Origin of the sequence: Lysobacter niastensis (genome assembly GCF_031457115.1) — a bacterium.
GTDB classification, from domain to species: domain Bacteria; phylum Pseudomonadota; class Gammaproteobacteria; order Xanthomonadales; family Xanthomonadaceae; genus Lysobacter_J; species Lysobacter_J niastensis_A.
This window is the reverse complement of the sequence record NZ_JAVDVY010000001.1, coordinates 698,333-714,392: the sequence shown is the minus strand read 5'-3', so window position 1 is coordinate 714,392 and position 16,060 is coordinate 698,333. Positions and strand designations below refer to the sequence as shown.

Genomic DNA, 16,060 nt, shown 5'->3' with positions numbered 1-16,060 from the left:
CCAGCAGCGGTTGCGATAGTCCCGCTTATTCCTCGATCTTGGTCAGCAGGTAGTTCTGCTCGCCCAGGCGTTCGATCAGCGCCAGTTGCGTCTCGATCCAGTCGATGTGCTCTTCCTCCGAATCGAGGATGTCGGCGAAGAGCTTGCGGCTGACGTAGTCACCCACGGTCTCGCAATACTTGATCGCTTCGCGCAGCAGCGGCAGCGCTTCCAGTTCCAGCGCTAGGTCGCAGTTGAGCAGCTCGCGCGGGTTCTCGCCGATGCGTAGCTTGCCGAGCGCCTGGAAATTGGGCAATCCGTCGAGGAAGAGAATGCGCTCGGACAGCTTGTCCGCGTGCTTCATCTCGTCGATGGACTCGTGGTACTCGTGCTCGGCGAGTTCCTTCAGACCCCAGTTCTTCAGCATCTTGGCGTGCAGGAAGTACTGGTTGATCGCGGTCAGCTCATTATAGAGCGCCTTGTTGAGGTACTCGATGACCTTGGCGTCGCCTTTCATGGCGTGGCTCCCTTGCCCGTTCGATGGGCGCCACTTTAAGCCTGTTCACGCACACTCGTCGGAACGCGAATCGTATGCATCCGCGACCGGGAATCAGTAGCGATTGGGAGCGCTTACGCGGCTTCCTGCAGGACCGCGAATGGCAGGTCGCGGACCGCGTGGGCGGCTTCGAGCAGGGAGCCGGCCATGTCCAGGCAACTGCCGCAATTGGCACCGGCGCCGGTGCGCATCGTCAGTTCGGTCACGCTCCGGCAGCCGGCTTCGGCCGCGTCGCGGATATCGTGATCGGTAACCCCATTGCAGATGCAGACGTACACGGCGGTCGGACTGGGCAAGCAGCCGGATTGGCTGCGGGCGTCATTCCGCCATGAATGAGAATGATTGTCAATTAACAGCAGGATCGGTCCCGCCCCGGGCAGCCGCTCCCGGCGGGCGGAAGCGCCGCCTTGGGCGGTTCCGCCCCGGGTCCGGCCGCGGCCCGGGCGCCGGAACGGCCTGGGCGCCGGCCACCTGCCGCGCCGCCGGCGCCAGATGGCGCAGGGCGCTGGCGTACACGCCGCGTTTAAATACGACCACATGCTCGACCGGATACCAGAAGTCCACCCAGCGCCAATGGTCGAATTCAGGTTTGTCGGTCAGATCCAGACGCAGGTCGGACTCCTGCCCGGTCAGGCGCAGCAGGAACCACACCTGTTTCTGGCCGATGCAGACCAGACGATCGTGGCGCCGGATCGCACGTTGCGGCAGGCGGTAGCGTAGCCATCCCGGGGTCGCCCCCAGCACCTCGACATGCTCGGGCAGCAGCCCGGTTTCCTCGCGCAACTCGCGGTACATAGCCTCGAGCGGGGTCTCGTCGGTATTCATCCCGCCCTGCGGGAACTGCCAGCCGTCCCGGTTCACACGGCGTGCCCAGAAGACACGTCCGTCCGGGTGCATCAATACGATGCCGACGTTGGGGCGATAGCCGTCCGGATCGATCACGATGCGGACTCCAAATTCACTGTCTCTGACTCTGCCACGCCGTCACCGATGACCACAAGTCGGCGGGAGGCGATTGACGGAGACCATCGCGGCATGAATAATTGGCGATTCTCCGCGGCTATGTAGCTCAGCCGGTTAGAGCACAGCACTCATAATGCTGGGGTCGGTGGTTCGAGTCCACCCATAGCCACCAAACGCGTCGAGATGAAAGCCCTGCGGAGACGCGGGGTTTTTTGTTTCTGAGTTGTCGTGCGCGGCCGTCCCGGTGTGTAGATCTGGGACCTCTCCGTTCTTGCCGATCATCGCCCATCCCAATCCATTCGGCGCTTGATCGCACGAAGAACAAACATCGCGAACACTCGCAGGGCAAGCTGCCTGGCGACTTCATCGGCTATTGGGGGAGTCTTATTTTTCCTGCAGCGTGATGGTCGTTGGGGGAGGCATTTCATCAGCTCTGCAAAGCAGTGCGGTACAGATGAAACGCGGTCATGCGACAACACTCCAGCAACGGGCTGAAGCCCCCTCCCCGCTCGCATAGGAGGCTTGGAGCAGCCAATGCACCCGGGAAGCCTCAGGCGGGAGGGGAATTCGCTGCACGGGCGCATGAACCATCGAGCCTTCTCAACTCCATGAGGATCAATTACTGCCTGGACGCCATGCAACCGTGGCCGGATTACTGCCTCGTCAGCCAGCCAATGACCCGCCCGGGCCAACCGCGGGCCGCCCCGGCGTAAACTGAGCACATGAAGATTTTCAAGGTATTCACCATCGAGGCGGCGCACCGGCTGCCGAACGTGCCCGCTGGGCACAAGTGCGCGCGCCTGCACGGGCACAGCTTCCGCGTGGAACTCCACGTCGAGGGCGACATCGATCCGCACGCCGGCTGGGTGATGGACTTCGCCGACCTCAAGACGACGTTCCAGCCGCTGTACGACCAGCTCGACCACCACTACCTCAACGATATCGAGGGCCTGGACAACCCGACCAGCGAGCGGCTGGCGGTATGGATCTGGGATCGCCTGAAGCCGCAACTGCCGCTGCTGGCGGAAGTGGTGGTGCATGAGACCTGCACCTCCGGCTGCCACTACCGCGGCCGCTGAAGCAGTCAAACCGCGGACCGGGATGCGCTCGCGTTCGAGCATCTTGAGCACGCCGATAGCCGACCCGTGGGCGGCGGCGCCCAGGACGGGCGCGGCGGGATCGCATCCGGTCCCGGCCAGGGCTTCGGGGATCGGCGCCAATGTCTGCCCCACATCACTCGCACCCCGACGGCGGCGTGATGCTCCACAGCACCCGCTCCATTCCACCGGTCAACCAGCGCAGCCACACCGTGCGGCGGGACGCGCGCCGGAGTACCGGGAATCGGGGTCCATCATCGTTTCGTCATCCTGCAAGGCCATCCTCCGTGCCAGGCGGGCACGCCCGGGTCGCCCGTCATCCATTCAGCCCATCGGCTGTCGCCGGATCCTGCCAGCCCGCCATGACCTCCCCAACCACTCCCTGAACCCACCCGCCACGGATGTTGCATTGCAACAAAACCCGGATTATGCTGCACCGCACAATCCGACAACCGGATTGATTTCCCTCTACGGAATCTCAGGAGTTCGCCATGTACCAGCCGATCAACGAACAGTTTGCCGCCGCTACGCGCCAGTTCGCGGAAACGGCCGCACAGGCCAACCGCCTGGCCCTCGACAACGCCTCGGCCGTGTTCGGCCTGCAACTGGCCGCGATCGAAGAGCGCGTCAACGCCACCTTCGCCTTCTTCGGCGAAGCCGCTGAAGTGCGCGATCTCGACGGCCTCAAGACCCTGTTGCCGAAGGGCGTGCAGGTTGCCCGCGAGAACCTCGAGCGCGGCGTCAGCACCGGCCAGGAAGTGTTCGGTCGCACGATGAAGGCGCAGGGCGCCATCACCGAACTGGCCAAGTCGCAGTTCGAAGCCGCCACCAAGACCACGCTGGCCGACGTCGAAAAGGCCGTCAAGGGCGCGACCGCGACCAAGGCCGCTGCCAAGTAAGCGTTACGTACACCCCAGTACTCTCTCCTCTCCGCTTCACGGCGGATTGATAACCCGGCAACGCAGGTTGCCGGGTTTTTTCTTGTCCGACGACCGGGCAGCCATCAACACCGATCATGCAAAACAAAGGCCCGCTGGAAGGCGGGCCTTTGTCGTTGGCTCATCGAGCGGAGCCGGATGGAATTACATCGCGGGCCTGGTCTGCGGCTCCTCGTCCTCATCCTGTTCGAGCTTCGGAGCTTCGTCCAGCTTGTCGCCCAGCACGCGGCGCACCGCGACATAGAACACCGGGATCAGCAGCAGGCCGAGGAAGGTCGCGAACATCATGCCGCCGATCACGCCGGTGCCGATCGCGTGGCGCGAGTTGGCGCCGGCGCCGCTGGAGATAGCCAGCGGGAACACACCCATGATGAAGGCGAACGAGGTCATCAGGATCGGGCGGAAGCGCAGGTGCGCCGCCTCGATCGTCGCCTCGCGCAGCGTCTTGCCGTGCTTGCGCTGCTCGATGGCGAACTCGACGATCAGGATGGCGTTCTTCGCCGCCAGGCCAATGACCGTGATCAGGCCGATCTTGAAGTAGATGTCGTTGGGCAAGCCGCGCAGCATCGAGAACATCACCGCGCCCAACGCGCCCAGCGGCACCACCAGCAGCACCGCCACCGGCACCGACCAGCTCTCGTACAACGCCGCCAGGCACAGGAACACGACCAGGATCGACAACGCCATCAGCATCGGCGCCTGGGCGCCGGCGAGGATTTCCTGATAGGACTGGCCGGTCCAGTCATAGCCGAAGCCCGGCGGCAGGTCGTTCTCGACGATGCTCTGCATCGCCTGCATGGCCTCGCCAGAGCTGTGGCCCGGTGCCTGCGAACCGACGATCTCGACGGCGGAGTAACCGTTGTAGCGGGTCAGCGACGGCGAGGCCATGATCCAGTGGTTCTTGACCACGTTCGACAGCGGGATCATCGAGCCGGTGACCGGATCGTTGTCCTCCACGCCATTGCCGGGGTTCGGGCTGGGCGTATAGAAGTGCGTCAGCGAACCCGGCCCGGTGCGGAATGGCGCATCGGCCTGCATGGTGACGCGCTTGACGCGGCCGGCATCGACGAAGTCGTTGACGTAGACCGGCGCCAGCATCAGCTGGATCGCGGTGTAGATATCGCGCACCGACAGGCCCATCGCCTGCGCCTGCACGCGGTCGACGTCGAGCTTGAGCTGCGGAGACTCTTCCAGCGCGTTGGGACGCACGCCCGTCAGCGCCTTGTTCTGGCCAGCCTTGCCGAGCAGTTGGTTACGTGCCTCGGTCAACGCGTCGCGACCCTGGCCACGACGATCCTGCAGGTACATGTCGAAGCCACCGAACTGGCCCAGGCCACTCACCGTCGGCAGGTTGATCACGAAGATCTGCGCGTCGCGGATGCCGAACAGCGCCATGTTGGCCTTCTGGATGAATTCCGACGCGGTGACCTTGCGCTCGTCCCAGGGCTTGAGGCGGATGAAGGCGATGCCGACGTTCTCACCCTGGCCCACGAAGCTGAAGCCGGACACGGTGAAGATGCCGTCGAAGCCCTCTTCCTTCTTCACCGTTTCGCGTACCTGGTCGAGCACGGTGTTGGTGCGCGTGATCGAGGCACCCGGCGGCAGGTTGATCAGTGCGATCGCATAGCCCTGGTCCTCTTCCGGCAGGAAGCTGCCCGGCATGCGGAAGAACAGGAAACCGCACAGCGCCACCAGCAGGCCGAACACCATCATCCAGCGCGGCGCATGGCTTATTGCGCTGCCGATGTGGCCGATATAGGTCGAACTGACCTTGTCGTAGAGCTTGTTGAAGTTGCGGAAAACGAAGTTGTCGCGGTGATGCTCGGCGGTCGGCTTGAGCAGCGTCGCACACAGCGCGGGAGTGAAGCCCAGCGCGAGGAAAGCGGAGAAGCCCATCGCCATGGCGATGGTGATGGCGAACTGCTTGTAGATCTCGCCGGCGCTGCCGCCCTGGAATGCGCTGGGAATGAACACCGCCGCCAGCACCACCGTGATCGCCACGACTGCGCCGCTGATCTGGCTCATCGACTTGCGCGTGGCCGCCTTCGGCGACAGGCCCTCCTCGGTCATGATGCGTTCGACGTTCTCGATCACCACGATCGCGTCGTCGACCACGATGCCGATCGCCAGCACCATGCCGAACAGGCTCAGCTGGTTGATCGTGAAGCCGATCAGGTACATGCCCAGGAACGTGCCGAGCAGCGCGATCGGGATCACCAGCGTCGGGATCAGCGTGGCCCGGAAATTCTGCAAGAAGATCAGCATCACCAGGAACACGAGCACGATCGCCTCGCCCAGCGTCTTGATCACTTCCTTGATCGAGACCGCGACGAAGGTCGAGCTGTCGTACGGCGAGAACCAGGTGACGCCCTGCGGGAACGTCGGTTCCAGTTCTGCCATGCGCTCACGGATCGCCTTGGCCACGCCCAATGCGTTGGCGCCGGGCGCCAGTTGCACGGCGAAACCTGCGGCGGGCTTGCCGTCCCAGCGGCTGTCGAAGCCGTAGAACGTCGCGCCCATCTTGATGCGGGCGACATCGCGCAGCCGCACCGCGGTGCCATCGTTGTTGGTGCGCAGGATGATGTTGCCGAACTGCTCGGGCGTACTGAAGCGCCCTTCGGCCGACACCGTCGCGGTGAAGCCCTGCTCTGCCGGCGCCGGATCGGCGCCGATCTTGCCGGCGGCGAACTGCACGTTCTGGCCGCGGACCGCCGCCAGCACCTCGCTCGCCGACAGGCCGTAGCCGCGCAGCTGGTCAGGGTTCAACCAGATGTTCATGGCGTATTCGCTGCCGAACTGCTGGGTGCTGCCGACGCCCGGCACGCGCGCGATCTGGTCGAGCACGCGCGAACCGATGATGTCGCTGAGCCCGTCGCGATCCCACGCCTCACTGTCCGCGCGCAACGCCACGACCATCAGGAAGCCGGCGTTGGCCTTGGCCACCACCACGCCCTGCTGGGTCACTTCGGTGGGCAGGCGCGGCGTCGCCAGCGCGACCTTGTTCTGCACCTGCACCTGGGCGATGTCCGGATCGGTGCCGGGCGCGAACGTCAGGGTGATGCTGGAACCACCGCTGGAACTGGACGACGAGCTGAAATAGACCAGGTTGTCGATGCCGGTGAGTTGCTGCTCGATCACCTGCGTGACCGCGCCCTCGGCGGTTTCGGCGCTGGCGCCGGGGTAATTCGTCGACACCACGACCTGCGGCGGCGCGATGGTCGGATACGACTCGACACCCAGGTTGAGGATGGCGAGCACGCCGCACAGCGAGATCAGGATCGCGATGACCCAGGCGAATACCGGGTGGTTGATGAAGAATCTGGACATGGCGGTCAGTCCTTGGCCTGGTCCTTCGCGGCCGCGGCCGGCGCCGGACCTTCCGCCGTGGCGGTATCAGCCGGCTTCCACGGCGCGGCCTTGGCCGGCTGGCCGGGCTGGGCACGCTGGATGCCGGACACGATGACCTGATCGCCCGCGGCCAGGCCCTTGCTGATCACCCAGTTGCCGCTCTGGACGCGGTCGGCGACGACATCCTTGCGCGCGACCTTGCCGTCGTTGCCGACCACGAGCACGAAGGCGCTCCTGGCATCGCGCTGCAGGCCGGCTTGCGGCACGAGATAGGCATTGCCCTGCTCGCCGAGCGTGGCCTTGAGCGTGACGTACGTGCCGGGCAGCAGGCGCTTGTCCGGATTGGGAATGCGCGCACGCATCGCGATCGCGCCCGTGGCCGGGTCGACGACGTCGCCGGAGAAATCCATGGTGCCCATGCGCTGGTACGCGGTGCCGTCGGGCAGGATCACCTCGACCTCGCCCTCGCCGGTGCCGGCGCCGGTGCGTGTGCGTCGGATCTGTTCGAGCTCGGTCACGCTCACCGAGAAGTTCACGTACAGCGGGTCGATCTGGTCGACGGTGGTCAGCAGCGTCGCCGTGTCCTGGCCCACCAGCGCGCCCTCGGTGACCTGCTGCTTGCCGGCACGGCCGCTGATCGGTGCGCGCACCGTCGCGTAGCCGAGATTGATGCGGGCATCGGCCAGGGCGGCCTGGGCCTGCTTCACCGCCGCGCTGGAACTGCGCTCGGCGGCCAGGGCGTTGTCCAGGTCGGACTGGGAGACGAACTTGGCCGGCGCCAGCCGGCGGGCGCGATCGGCCGCGGCCTTGGCATTGGCATAGGTCGCCTCGGCCGAGGCCAGCGCGGCCTGCGACTGGCCCAGCGAAGCCTGCAGCTGGTCGGGGTCGATCTGGAACAGGACCTGCCCGGCCTGGACGTCGGTGCCCTCCTCATACAGCCTGCGCTTCAGCACACCCGGCACGCGGGCACGCACGTCGGCACTGCGGTAGGGGGCCAGACGACCGACCAGGTCCTTCTGCAGCGCCACGCTGTCCGGCTTCACCTTGACCACGCCGACTTCCGGCGGCGGCATGCCGCCTCCCTGGGCCTGTTCCTTGCCGCCGCAGGCGGACAGTGCGAATGCCAACGCGGCGGCCAATGCCACCGAGCGGGGAGTCATGACCATGGGGGTCTCCGGAGTTGTCATGGCGAGCGGCTGCCAGGCAGCGTGCTGCTCAGATTGGTTTAATTCCTATACTCGCCAGTCTAGCATTCTCGTCCCGGCGCCCACCTCCCATAAGTCACGGGGCCGCGGCATCAGGCAGATCCAGCAAATGCGCCATACGCTGCGGATCCGGATGGGGGGAATAAGGCAGCCGACCCAAACAAGGTACCGGCAGGCGTTGCCGCAGTAGCGTGAAGTTCTGGTCGATGCATTGCATCGACGGATCGATCTCGTTGGCGATCCAGCCGACCAGACGCGCACCGTCGGCGGCGATCGCGCGCGCTGTCAGGCGCGCATGGTTGAGGCATCCCAGGCGCAGGCCGACCACCAGAACCACCGGCAGGTCCAGCGCGCGCACCAGGTCGATCTGGTCCAGCGTGGCCGACAGCGGCGCAGCCCAGCCGCCGACGCCTTCGACCACGACGGTGTCGGCCTGCGCGGCCAGGCGCGCGTGCGCGGCGAGGATCGTCGCCAGCGAGATTTCGATCCCTGCATCGGCCGAAGCCAGTTCCGGCGCAAGCGGCAAAGGCAGCGCATACGGGTTGACGTGGTCGTACTCGGGTACCGGATCGCTGACCGACTGCAGCAGCAGCGCATCCTCGTTACGCCAGCCCGACGGTGTCGATTCGCATCCGCTGGCCAACGGCTTCATGCCGATCGCACGAAGGCCCCGTGTGCGCAAGGCGCACAATAGCGTCGCCGTGGCGACGGATTTGCCGACGCCCGTATCGGTTCCGGTGATGAACAGGCCGCGCGGAGTCATGAACGGCACGAGTCCTGCTTGGCCGCACTGCTAGACTGGGGACGAGGAATCATCATGTTCACCACGCAAAGTCTAATTGGCGACAAGGCCGATCAGTATGCGCAGCTGCTGGAGCAGGCGCGCGCACTGATGTCGGGCGAGCGCGACCGTATCGCCAACGCCGCCAACCTGTCGGCGCTGGTCTATCACTCGCTGCCGGCGCTCAACTGGGCGGGCTTTTATTTCTACGACGGCCAGGAACTGGTGGTCGGGCCTTTCCAGGGCCTGCCAGCGTGCATCCGCATCCCGCTCGACAAGGGCGTGTGCGGCGCCGCCGCGACGACGCGGCAGACGCAACGCGTCGCCGACGTGCATGCTTTCCCCGGCCATATCGCCTGCGATTCGGCCTCGAATTCGGAAGTGGTGGTACCGCTGTTCACTGGCGATGGCCAACTGATTGGCGTACTCGATCTCGACAGCCCGGAGCTGGACCGCTTCGACGCGCAGGACCAGAAGGGACTGGAAGACATCGCGAAAGCGTTCGTGGAGTCGCTCGCGTGAACGGATTGAAGATGCGCAACATCGGGCCCAAGTCCGCCGCCTGGCTGCGACAAGTGGGGCTGCGAACGCCCGAGGACATCGCCGCGGCCGGATCGGTCGAGGCGTTCATGCGCGTCAAGCGCGCCGGCTTCAAACCGACGCTCAACCTGCTCTACGCGATCGAAGGCGCGCTGCTGGACTGCCACTGGCAGGAGATTCCGGACGAGCGCCGCAACGAATTGATCCAGGCCGCCGAAGCCGCCACCGCGCTGCTGCCGCCGCCGCGTCATCGGCCGGCCGCCTCGCCGTGCACCACCACGATGATGGATGAAGAGCCCATGGCGATGCCGACCCTGTTCGACGACGCCGCCGGCGATCAGGACTGATCCGCCGGTGAGGGCGGGTTCCCCGTCCTCCCACCACTCCCACACGCGATCGGATCGGGCCATGACGTTTCGTTCTTTGGACAGTTCCTTCGGATCGCGTAGACTGCGCGCGCTTCGAGGTGACCCGGCGGCGTCCTGCCGGCGGGTTGAAACGGGAAGCCGGTGACGCCAGCGCAAGCGGCCATTCCGGCACTGCCCCCGCAACGGTAAGCGAGTCAAAGCGCGGCATCCGCCACTGTGCATCGCACGGGAAGGCGCCGCAGCCGGAGGGACACCTCCACTCGCGAGTCCGGAGACCGGCCTCGAATCAATGGGTCCCCATGGCCCTCACTGGTTGCGATGCGGAGGGCGTCGCGGCGGCGACGTCGGCGCTGTGCGCCCGCAACGCGGCCTGTCCCTTCTCCTCGCGGCTCCACCCTTGCGACCGACACGGCCAAGACCGTGCGCTGGAGAAACCCGATGTCACTGCGTTCCCCGATCACCGTCCTGGCCGCCGCCTGCGCGCTCGTCGCTTCCGCCTCTGCACATGCTCAGGTCAACGACGCGGCCACCAACCTCGACGAGGTTGTCGTCACCTCCAACCGCACCGCGGTCAGCGTCAACGACGCGCTGACGCCGGTGGAAGTGATCGACAGCGAGCAGATCCGGACCAGCCAGGCGCGCTCGCTGCCGGACCTGCTGCGTGGCCGCGCCGGCATTTCGATGGGCAACCAGGGCGGCCCGGGCAAGCTGACCACGCTGTTCCTGCGCGGCACCGAATCCGATCACGTGCTGCTGCTGGTCGACGGCATCCGCATCGGCTCGCCGACCTCCGGCCTGGCATCGTTGCAGGACCTGCCGATCGAAATGATCGATCGTGTCGAGATCGTGCGCGGTCCGCGCTCGAGCCTGTACGGCGCCGATGCCATCGGCGGCGTGATCCAGGTGTTCACGCGCCGCGACCGCGGCAGTTTCGCGCCGCGCGTGCGCCTGGACGTCGGCAGCAACGACACGCAGGGCTTCGGCGTGGGCTTCGGCGGCAGCAACGACCGCGGCTGGTTCGGTGCCGACTTCCAGCACACCCGCACAGACGGCATCAACGCCTGCTACGGACTCTTCGACCCGGTCACGTTCGAGGGCGGCGGCTGCTTCATCGCGCGCGACTCGCAACCCGACCACGACGGCTACGAGAAGGATGCACTGTCGCTGCGCGGCGGCTTCAACTTCAACGAGCAGTGGAGCCTGGAAGGCCATGCCCTGCGCAACGAAGGCGACAACGAATTCGACGGCGATTTCACCGACCGCTCCGAGACGGTGCAGCAGGTGATCGGCGGCAAGCTGCGCTGGCGGCCGTCCGAGCGCGTCGACCTGCACCTGACCGCCGGCCGCAATAAGGACGAATCCGACAACTTCCTCGACGACGTGTTCCTGGACACCTTCAGCACCAACCGCGACAGCGCGACGCTGCAGGGCGACTTCGGCATCGCCCAGGACCAGTTGCTGACGGTCGGCCTGGATTGGCTGCGTGATGAAGTCTCGGGCACGACTGACTACGCCGAGTCCGAGCGCGACAACAAGGCGGCGTTCGTGCAGTACCAGGGCAAGTTCAACACGCAATCGCTGGAGGCCAGCGTCCGCAACGACGACAACCAGCAGTTCGGCAACCACACCACCGGCAGCGCGGCGTGGGGCCTGGGTTTCGCCGAATACTGGCGCGTCACCGCCGGCTACGGCACCGCCTTCAAGGCACCGACGTTCAACGAGCTGTACTTCCCGTTCTTCGGCAACCCGAACCTGGACCCGGAAGAATCCAAGACCTGGGAACTGGGCCTGGCGTTCCGCGGCGAGACGTTCAACGCGCACCTGGACACCTTCAGCACCGACGTCGACGACCTGATCGCGTTCGACATTTCGGTCAATCTGCCCAACAACGTCGACAAGGCCCGCATCCGCGGCGCCGAGCTCAGCGCCGATACCGTCCTCGCCGACTGGACGATCGCCGGCGCGATCAGCTACGTCGACACCGAGAACCGTTCCGGCTTCTTCGAGGGCAACGAACTGGCGCGCCGCGCGAAGAACAGCGCCCGCCTGGACGTCGACCGCGCGTTCGGCGCCTTCCGCGTCGGCCTGACCGCGGTCGGCGAAGGCTCGCGCTACGACGACGTGGCCAACAGCCGTCGCCTGGGCGGCTACGGCACGCTCGACCTGCGCGCCGAGTACGCGTTCACGTCCGCCCTGTCGCTGCAGGCGCGCGTGGCGAACGTGTTCGACCGCGATTACGAGACCGTGGCGTTCTACAACCAGCCCGGCCGCGAGTGGTACCTGACGCTGCGTTACGCACCGGCTGAGTGATACGAGCGGTTGCGCAGACAAGTGAAGGGCCCGGCAAACGCCGGGCCTTTCTTTTGAGGTCCCACGTAGCCGCACGCCAATCACCCTCATCCGCCCTTCGGGCACCCAACTGGAAAGCAATCTGGAGGTCCCTTCTGTCGCGAGCGGGAGAAGGGATGCGACACGACTTCACTCCGACGCGGGAACCTGCCCCCTCTCCCACTTGCGGGAGAGGGTTGGGTTGAGGGCGCTCTGCGCACTGCGCATCCCGCATTGACACCATCACCGCCCCCGGAAAAGGATGTCGAGGGGATGTCCAACACGAATGGGCCGCATCGGCCCGCGCAACAGGGCAAGCGAATGAAGTCATCGGTGATGGAGTTGGTCGGGCAGTACGATCCCAATCTTCCGCTGGAGGAAGCCTCGACGATTCCGTCGTCGTGGTACATCGACGAAGGCATCTACGCGCGCGAGCGGCGCACGACCTTTTCCCGTACCTGGCAGCTTGCCGGTCGCGTCGACCAGCTTCGCGAACCGGGCCAGTACGTCACCTGCGAGATCGCCGGCGAACCCATCGTCCTGGTGCGCGGCAGCGACGGCGAACTGCGCGGCTTCTTCAACGTCTGCCGCCACCACGCGGCCGCGGTGATGACCGAACCATCGGGCTGCGTGCAGAACCTGCGCTGCCCGTACCACGGCTGGACCTACACCCTGGAAGGCGCGCTCAAGGGCACGCCCAGCTTCAACAGCGAATGCCACTTCGATCGCAGCCAGCACGGTCTGGCGCCGGTGGCGACGGCCGTGTGGGAGAACTGGGTGTTCGTTCGGCTGGATGCGCAGGGTCCGAGCCTGGAGGAATTCCTGGGGCAGGACCTGATCGAACAGGTCCGTCCGCTGCAGTTGTCCAACCTGCACTGGTTCGAGCGCCGCCATTACTACTTCGACTGCAACTGGAAGGTATTCGTCGACAACTACCTCGACGGCGGCTACCACGTCCCGCACCTGCACAAGGGCCTGGACAGCGTGCTGGACTACAAGAACTACACCATCGAGAACGGCGAGCGCTTCTGCCTCCAATCGAGTCCGCTGACCACCGGCAAGGCTCAGGACGACTATGCCGCGGTGCGCAGGGGCGACCGGGCGCTGTACTACTGGCTCCACCCCAACTTCATGATCAACTGGTACGAGGGAATGATGGACACCAACCTCGTGTTGCCGATGGGCGTGGACAAGACCGAGGTGATCTTCGACTTCTGGTTCGCCGACGTATCCGAGGCCGCGCGCGAGTACAACCGCGCCAGCATCGACGTCGGCCAGCAGATCCAGGACGAGGACATGGCGATCTGCAAGTCCGTGCAGCGCGGCCTGCATTCGCGCGCCTATTCGACCGGACGCCTGTCGGTGCGCCGCGAAGGCGGCGAGCACCTGTTCCATCGCCTGTTGCACGCGGATCTCATGGCTGGGGCGTAAGCGCCGCCGCGCGGCATTCGGCGGTTCAGCTGGCAGGCGGATGCGGCGTTGCCCGTCCTGCGGTGCCCGCCAGTTGCGCCACCACCAACTGCTGCTGGCAACGCAACCACCAGGCGGCAAGGCCCAGCCACAGCACGATCAACACGATCACGCTCTTCTGCCGCAGTCCCTCGGGCGGCTCCTGCCAGAAGGCGTAGACCGCCAGCGCGATGAAACTCGCCACGGCCAGCGGGAACGCGAGGCCGAAATACCGGCGCCAGGTCGCGTCGTAATGGAAGCGCCACGACTGCAGCATCATGGCCGTGGTGACGCTCACGAACGTCGTCAGCGCGGCGAGCTTGTGCAACTGACTCTCCTGGTCGTGCGTCAGGTACGGCAGATCGGTCTCGGTGATGGCGGTGACCCATAACGCGACGCCGGCCACCACCAGCAGCAGCATCGGGGCCCTGCTGCGGGCGTGCGGCCTGAGTGCGGCATACAGGCCCGCGCCAAGCAGCACCAGCGCCATGCTCAGCACGTAATACGCGCCGCGTACCCAACCGCCGTAGTGGCCCTTCAGGTAATTGCTGAGCGGTGCCTGGCGCCAATCGAGGTCGGGGCGCAGCCATTGCGCGAGCAGGCAGATCGTGGCGAACAGCGCCACGGATGCGAAGCAGATCAGCCCCGATCGGTGCCGCACGATGCCTTCGAGAAGCGGGCTTCTCGCCCGCATCCTGTACAACGTCGCACCGACGGAGGAATGGGTCCTCATACCTGCGCCAACGACACGAACGCGCCGTCGCGGCCATGGTTCGAGTCCGCTCGCGTGCGGCCACCTTGCCGTGTTGAAAACAGCGCACCGATTGACCGGGCAGAGGTCCAGCCGCCGTTTCATTTCATACGACGTCGTCCCTGTCGATGGGCGTTGCTGCGCTCAACGCATCCGGGCGTCGACCTCTCGATTGGGACGACAAACGGCTCGCGCGCGGTCGCACCTCGAAGGCGGGCCGGGGCCCGCCCCATGCATCAGGTCTTGAGGAACGCCTGTACGGCGTTGCGCCCCGTCGCGCCGCTGATGCCGCCGCCGCCATGCCCGCCCGAACCGCACAGGTACAGGCCGTCGACCGGCGTGGCGTGGTTCGACCAGCCCGGCATCGGGCGCATGAAGAACATCTGGTCGAGGATCAGCTGGCCGTGGTTGGGATCGCCTTCGGTCAGCGCGTAGTCGCGCTCCAGGTCGATCGGCGTGATCGATTGCCGCGCGCGTACCGATGCCGTCAGTCCAGGGAAATGCGCCGCCAGCGTTTCCACGGCGATGATCTCGATACGCGACCTCGCCTCTTCCCAGTTTCCGCCCTTCAATTTGTACGGAGCGGACTGGAAGTGGATCGAGACGACGTCGCCTGCAGTGGTGACTTCGAGATAGGGACGTTCGGCGATCTCGCCGTACTTCGCGGCGTCGAAGGAGCGCTCCAGGTACTTCAGCGTGGGTGCGATCGCCAGCGTTCCGGACGGAATGCCGTGCTTTCCGTCGGTCAGCAGGTGCACCTTGGCCTGCGAGCCGCGCATCTTGATCGACTGCGTGTGCCAGACGAAGTCCGGCGGCAGCTCCGGCGCGCCGACCAGGCCCAGCAGCGTGCGGCGCGGATCGGCCGCGGAGAACACGAGGTCCGCCAGGATCTGGCTGCCGTCCTCCAGCCGCACGCCGGTGACGCGCTGCTTGTCGACCAGGATCTGCGCCACGCCGGCCGCGGTGCGCACTTCGCCGCCGCGCGACTTCAGCGCGGCCAGCAAGGCTTCGGCGATGCGACCGCTGCCGCCGGCGACCGGCCGATGCGCCAGGCCACCGCGGTTGAGCCAGTTGTGCATCAGCGTGTAGCCGGTGCCGGCCGACATCGAACCCAGCGTATGGCCGTGGATGGCCACGGCGGCGATCGCCGCCTTCAGCTCCTCCGACTCGAACCACTCCTCGGTGAACTCCACCGCCGACATCGACATCGCCCGGATCACCCGGAACATGTCCTTGCCGCCGAGACGCCGCAGCGTCCACGCCAGCTTGGCCAGCGGCCAGCCTTCGGCGAACCCGATATTCGGCAGACGCGGCATAGGCGTGCGGTAGGCCGCGTCCAGGAACGCGGCGGCGCGATCCATGAACGCAACGAACTCCGGCCAGCGCGCGGCATCGGCGGCAGAGAGCTGGCGGATGGATTCGAGCGTCTGCGCATCGCCGGGCCTGGTCGACAGTTGCAGGCGGCGGCCGCCGGGCAGCAGCGAGGTGTAGCTCGCATGGGCCGCGCCCGCATCGGACAGGCCGAAGCGACCCAGGTCGAGATCACGCACGATGTCGGGCCGCAGTTGCGCGCCCGCGTGCAGCGGATCGAAGGCCTGGCCGTCGAAAGATCCGGTCGCCAGTTGTCCGCCTGCCTGCTCGCGGCGCTCCAGCACCAGTACTTTCTTTCCGGCTTTGGCGAGATAGTTCGCGGCGACCAGGCCGTTGTGGCCGGCGCCGACGATGATGGCGTCGTACTTGTTGTTTGCGCCCATGGC

14 protein-coding genes, 1 tRNA gene and 1 riboswitch are annotated in these 16,060 nt (G+C 66.0%); of the genes, 7 read left to right on the top strand and 8 right to left on the bottom strand.

The features are described from left to right. Positions 1 to 25: 25 nt before the first annotated feature. The 3 genes from bfr to J2X06_RS03285 all read right to left on the bottom strand — a co-directional run bounded on the left by bfr (position 26) and on the right by J2X06_RS03285 (position 1,477). Positions 26 to 496 (bottom strand): bacterioferritin, encoded by a 471-nt coding sequence (bfr, locus tag J2X06_RS03295; protein ID WP_310058244.1) that lies wholly within the window; start codon positions 494 to 496, stop codon positions 26 to 28. Between the two features lie 113 nt (positions 497 to 609). Continuing rightward, positions 610 to 813, bottom strand: a complete 204-nt coding sequence (locus J2X06_RS03290) for a (2Fe-2S)-binding protein (protein ID WP_310061186.1) — start codon at positions 811 to 813, stop codon at positions 610 to 612. Positions 814 to 880: 67 nt separating this feature from the next. Further along, a complete protein-coding gene (locus J2X06_RS03285) occupies positions 881 to 1,477 on the bottom strand; it encodes an RNA pyrophosphohydrolase (RefSeq protein ID WP_430539482.1) in 597 nt (198 codons plus the stop codon). Between the two features lie 116 nt (positions 1,478 to 1,593). Here J2X06_RS03285 and J2X06_RS03280 point away from each other — a divergent pair. The 3 genes from J2X06_RS03280 (at position 1,594) to J2X06_RS03270 (ending at position 3,494) form a co-directional block, all read left to right on the top strand. Next, positions 1,594 to 1,670 (top strand) — tRNA-Met (locus J2X06_RS03280). Between the two features lie 550 nt (positions 1,671 to 2,220). Further along, complete coding sequence (queD, locus tag J2X06_RS03275) at positions 2,221 to 2,577, top strand: 6-carboxytetrahydropterin synthase QueD (RefSeq protein ID WP_310058242.1); 357 nt, start codon at positions 2,221 to 2,223, stop codon at positions 2,575 to 2,577. A gap of 509 nt (positions 2,578 to 3,086) precedes the next feature. Further along, positions 3,087 to 3,494 (top strand): phasin family protein, encoded by a 408-nt coding sequence (locus J2X06_RS03270; RefSeq protein WP_310058239.1) that lies wholly within the window; start codon positions 3,087 to 3,089, stop codon positions 3,492 to 3,494. A gap of 183 nt (positions 3,495 to 3,677) precedes the next feature. Here J2X06_RS03270 and J2X06_RS03265 read toward each other — a convergent pair whose 3' ends face one another. The 3 genes from J2X06_RS03265 to bioD form a co-directional block, all read right to left on the bottom strand. After that, on the bottom strand, positions 3,678 to 6,860 hold the full coding sequence (locus J2X06_RS03265; protein ID WP_310058235.1) for a multidrug efflux RND transporter permease subunit: 3,183 nt from the start codon (positions 6,858 to 6,860) through the stop codon (positions 3,678 to 3,680). Positions 6,861 to 6,865: 5 nt separating this feature from the next. Continuing rightward, positions 6,866 to 8,047 carry an efflux RND transporter periplasmic adaptor subunit gene (locus J2X06_RS03260; protein WP_310058232.1) on the bottom strand — a complete coding sequence of 394 codons (1,182 nt, stop codon included), beginning with the start codon at positions 8,045 to 8,047 and terminating at the stop codon, positions 6,866 to 6,868. 115 nt (positions 8,048 to 8,162) lie between these two features. Beyond that, on the bottom strand, positions 8,163 to 8,849 hold the full coding sequence (gene bioD, locus J2X06_RS03255) for a dethiobiotin synthase (RefSeq protein ID WP_310058229.1): 687 nt from the start codon (positions 8,847 to 8,849) through the stop codon (positions 8,163 to 8,165). 54 nt (positions 8,850 to 8,903) lie between these two features. Here bioD and J2X06_RS03250 point away from each other — a divergent pair, with 54 nt between their 5' ends. The 4 genes from J2X06_RS03250 to J2X06_RS03235 all read left to right on the top strand — a co-directional run bounded on the left by J2X06_RS03250 (position 8,904) and on the right by J2X06_RS03235 (position 13,534). Continuing rightward, entirely contained in the window at positions 8,904 to 9,389 is a 486-nt protein-coding gene (locus J2X06_RS03250; RefSeq protein WP_310058226.1) for a GAF domain-containing protein, read from the top strand. Continuing rightward, a complete protein-coding gene (locus tag J2X06_RS03245) occupies positions 9,386 to 9,754 on the top strand; it encodes a TfoX/Sxy family protein (RefSeq protein WP_310058223.1) in 369 nt (122 codons plus the stop codon). The genes J2X06_RS03250 and J2X06_RS03245 overlap by 4 nt, the downstream gene beginning before the upstream one ends. Positions 9,755 to 9,854: 100 nt before the next feature. Further along, positions 9,855 to 10,073, top strand: a riboswitch (cobalamin riboswitch). Positions 10,074 to 10,213: 140 nt separating this feature from the next. Continuing rightward, the gene (gene btuB, locus J2X06_RS03240; protein ID WP_310058220.1) at positions 10,214 to 12,085 is read left to right on the top strand and encodes a TonB-dependent vitamin B12 receptor; all 1,872 of its coding nucleotides are present in this window, start codon (positions 10,214 to 10,216) and stop codon (positions 12,083 to 12,085) included. Positions 12,086 to 12,376: 291 nt separating this feature from the next. Further along, on the top strand, positions 12,377 to 13,534 hold the full coding sequence (locus tag J2X06_RS03235; protein ID WP_310058216.1) for an aromatic ring-hydroxylating oxygenase subunit alpha: 1,158 nt from the start codon (positions 12,377 to 12,379) through the stop codon (positions 13,532 to 13,534). A 25-nt stretch (positions 13,535 to 13,559) separates the two neighbouring features. On the opposite strand, the gene J2X06_RS03230 is transcribed toward J2X06_RS03235, so the two are convergent. After that, positions 13,560 to 14,213, bottom strand: coding sequence for a DUF998 domain-containing protein (locus J2X06_RS03230; protein ID WP_310058213.1), 654 nt, complete (start codon positions 14,211 to 14,213; stop codon positions 13,560 to 13,562). Positions 14,214 to 14,539: 326 nt separating this feature from the next. After that, complete coding sequence (locus J2X06_RS03225; protein ID WP_310058209.1) at positions 14,540 to 16,057, bottom strand: phytoene desaturase family protein; 1,518 nt, start codon at positions 16,055 to 16,057, stop codon at positions 14,540 to 14,542. Between the last annotated feature and the right edge of the window lie 3 nt (positions 16,058 to 16,060).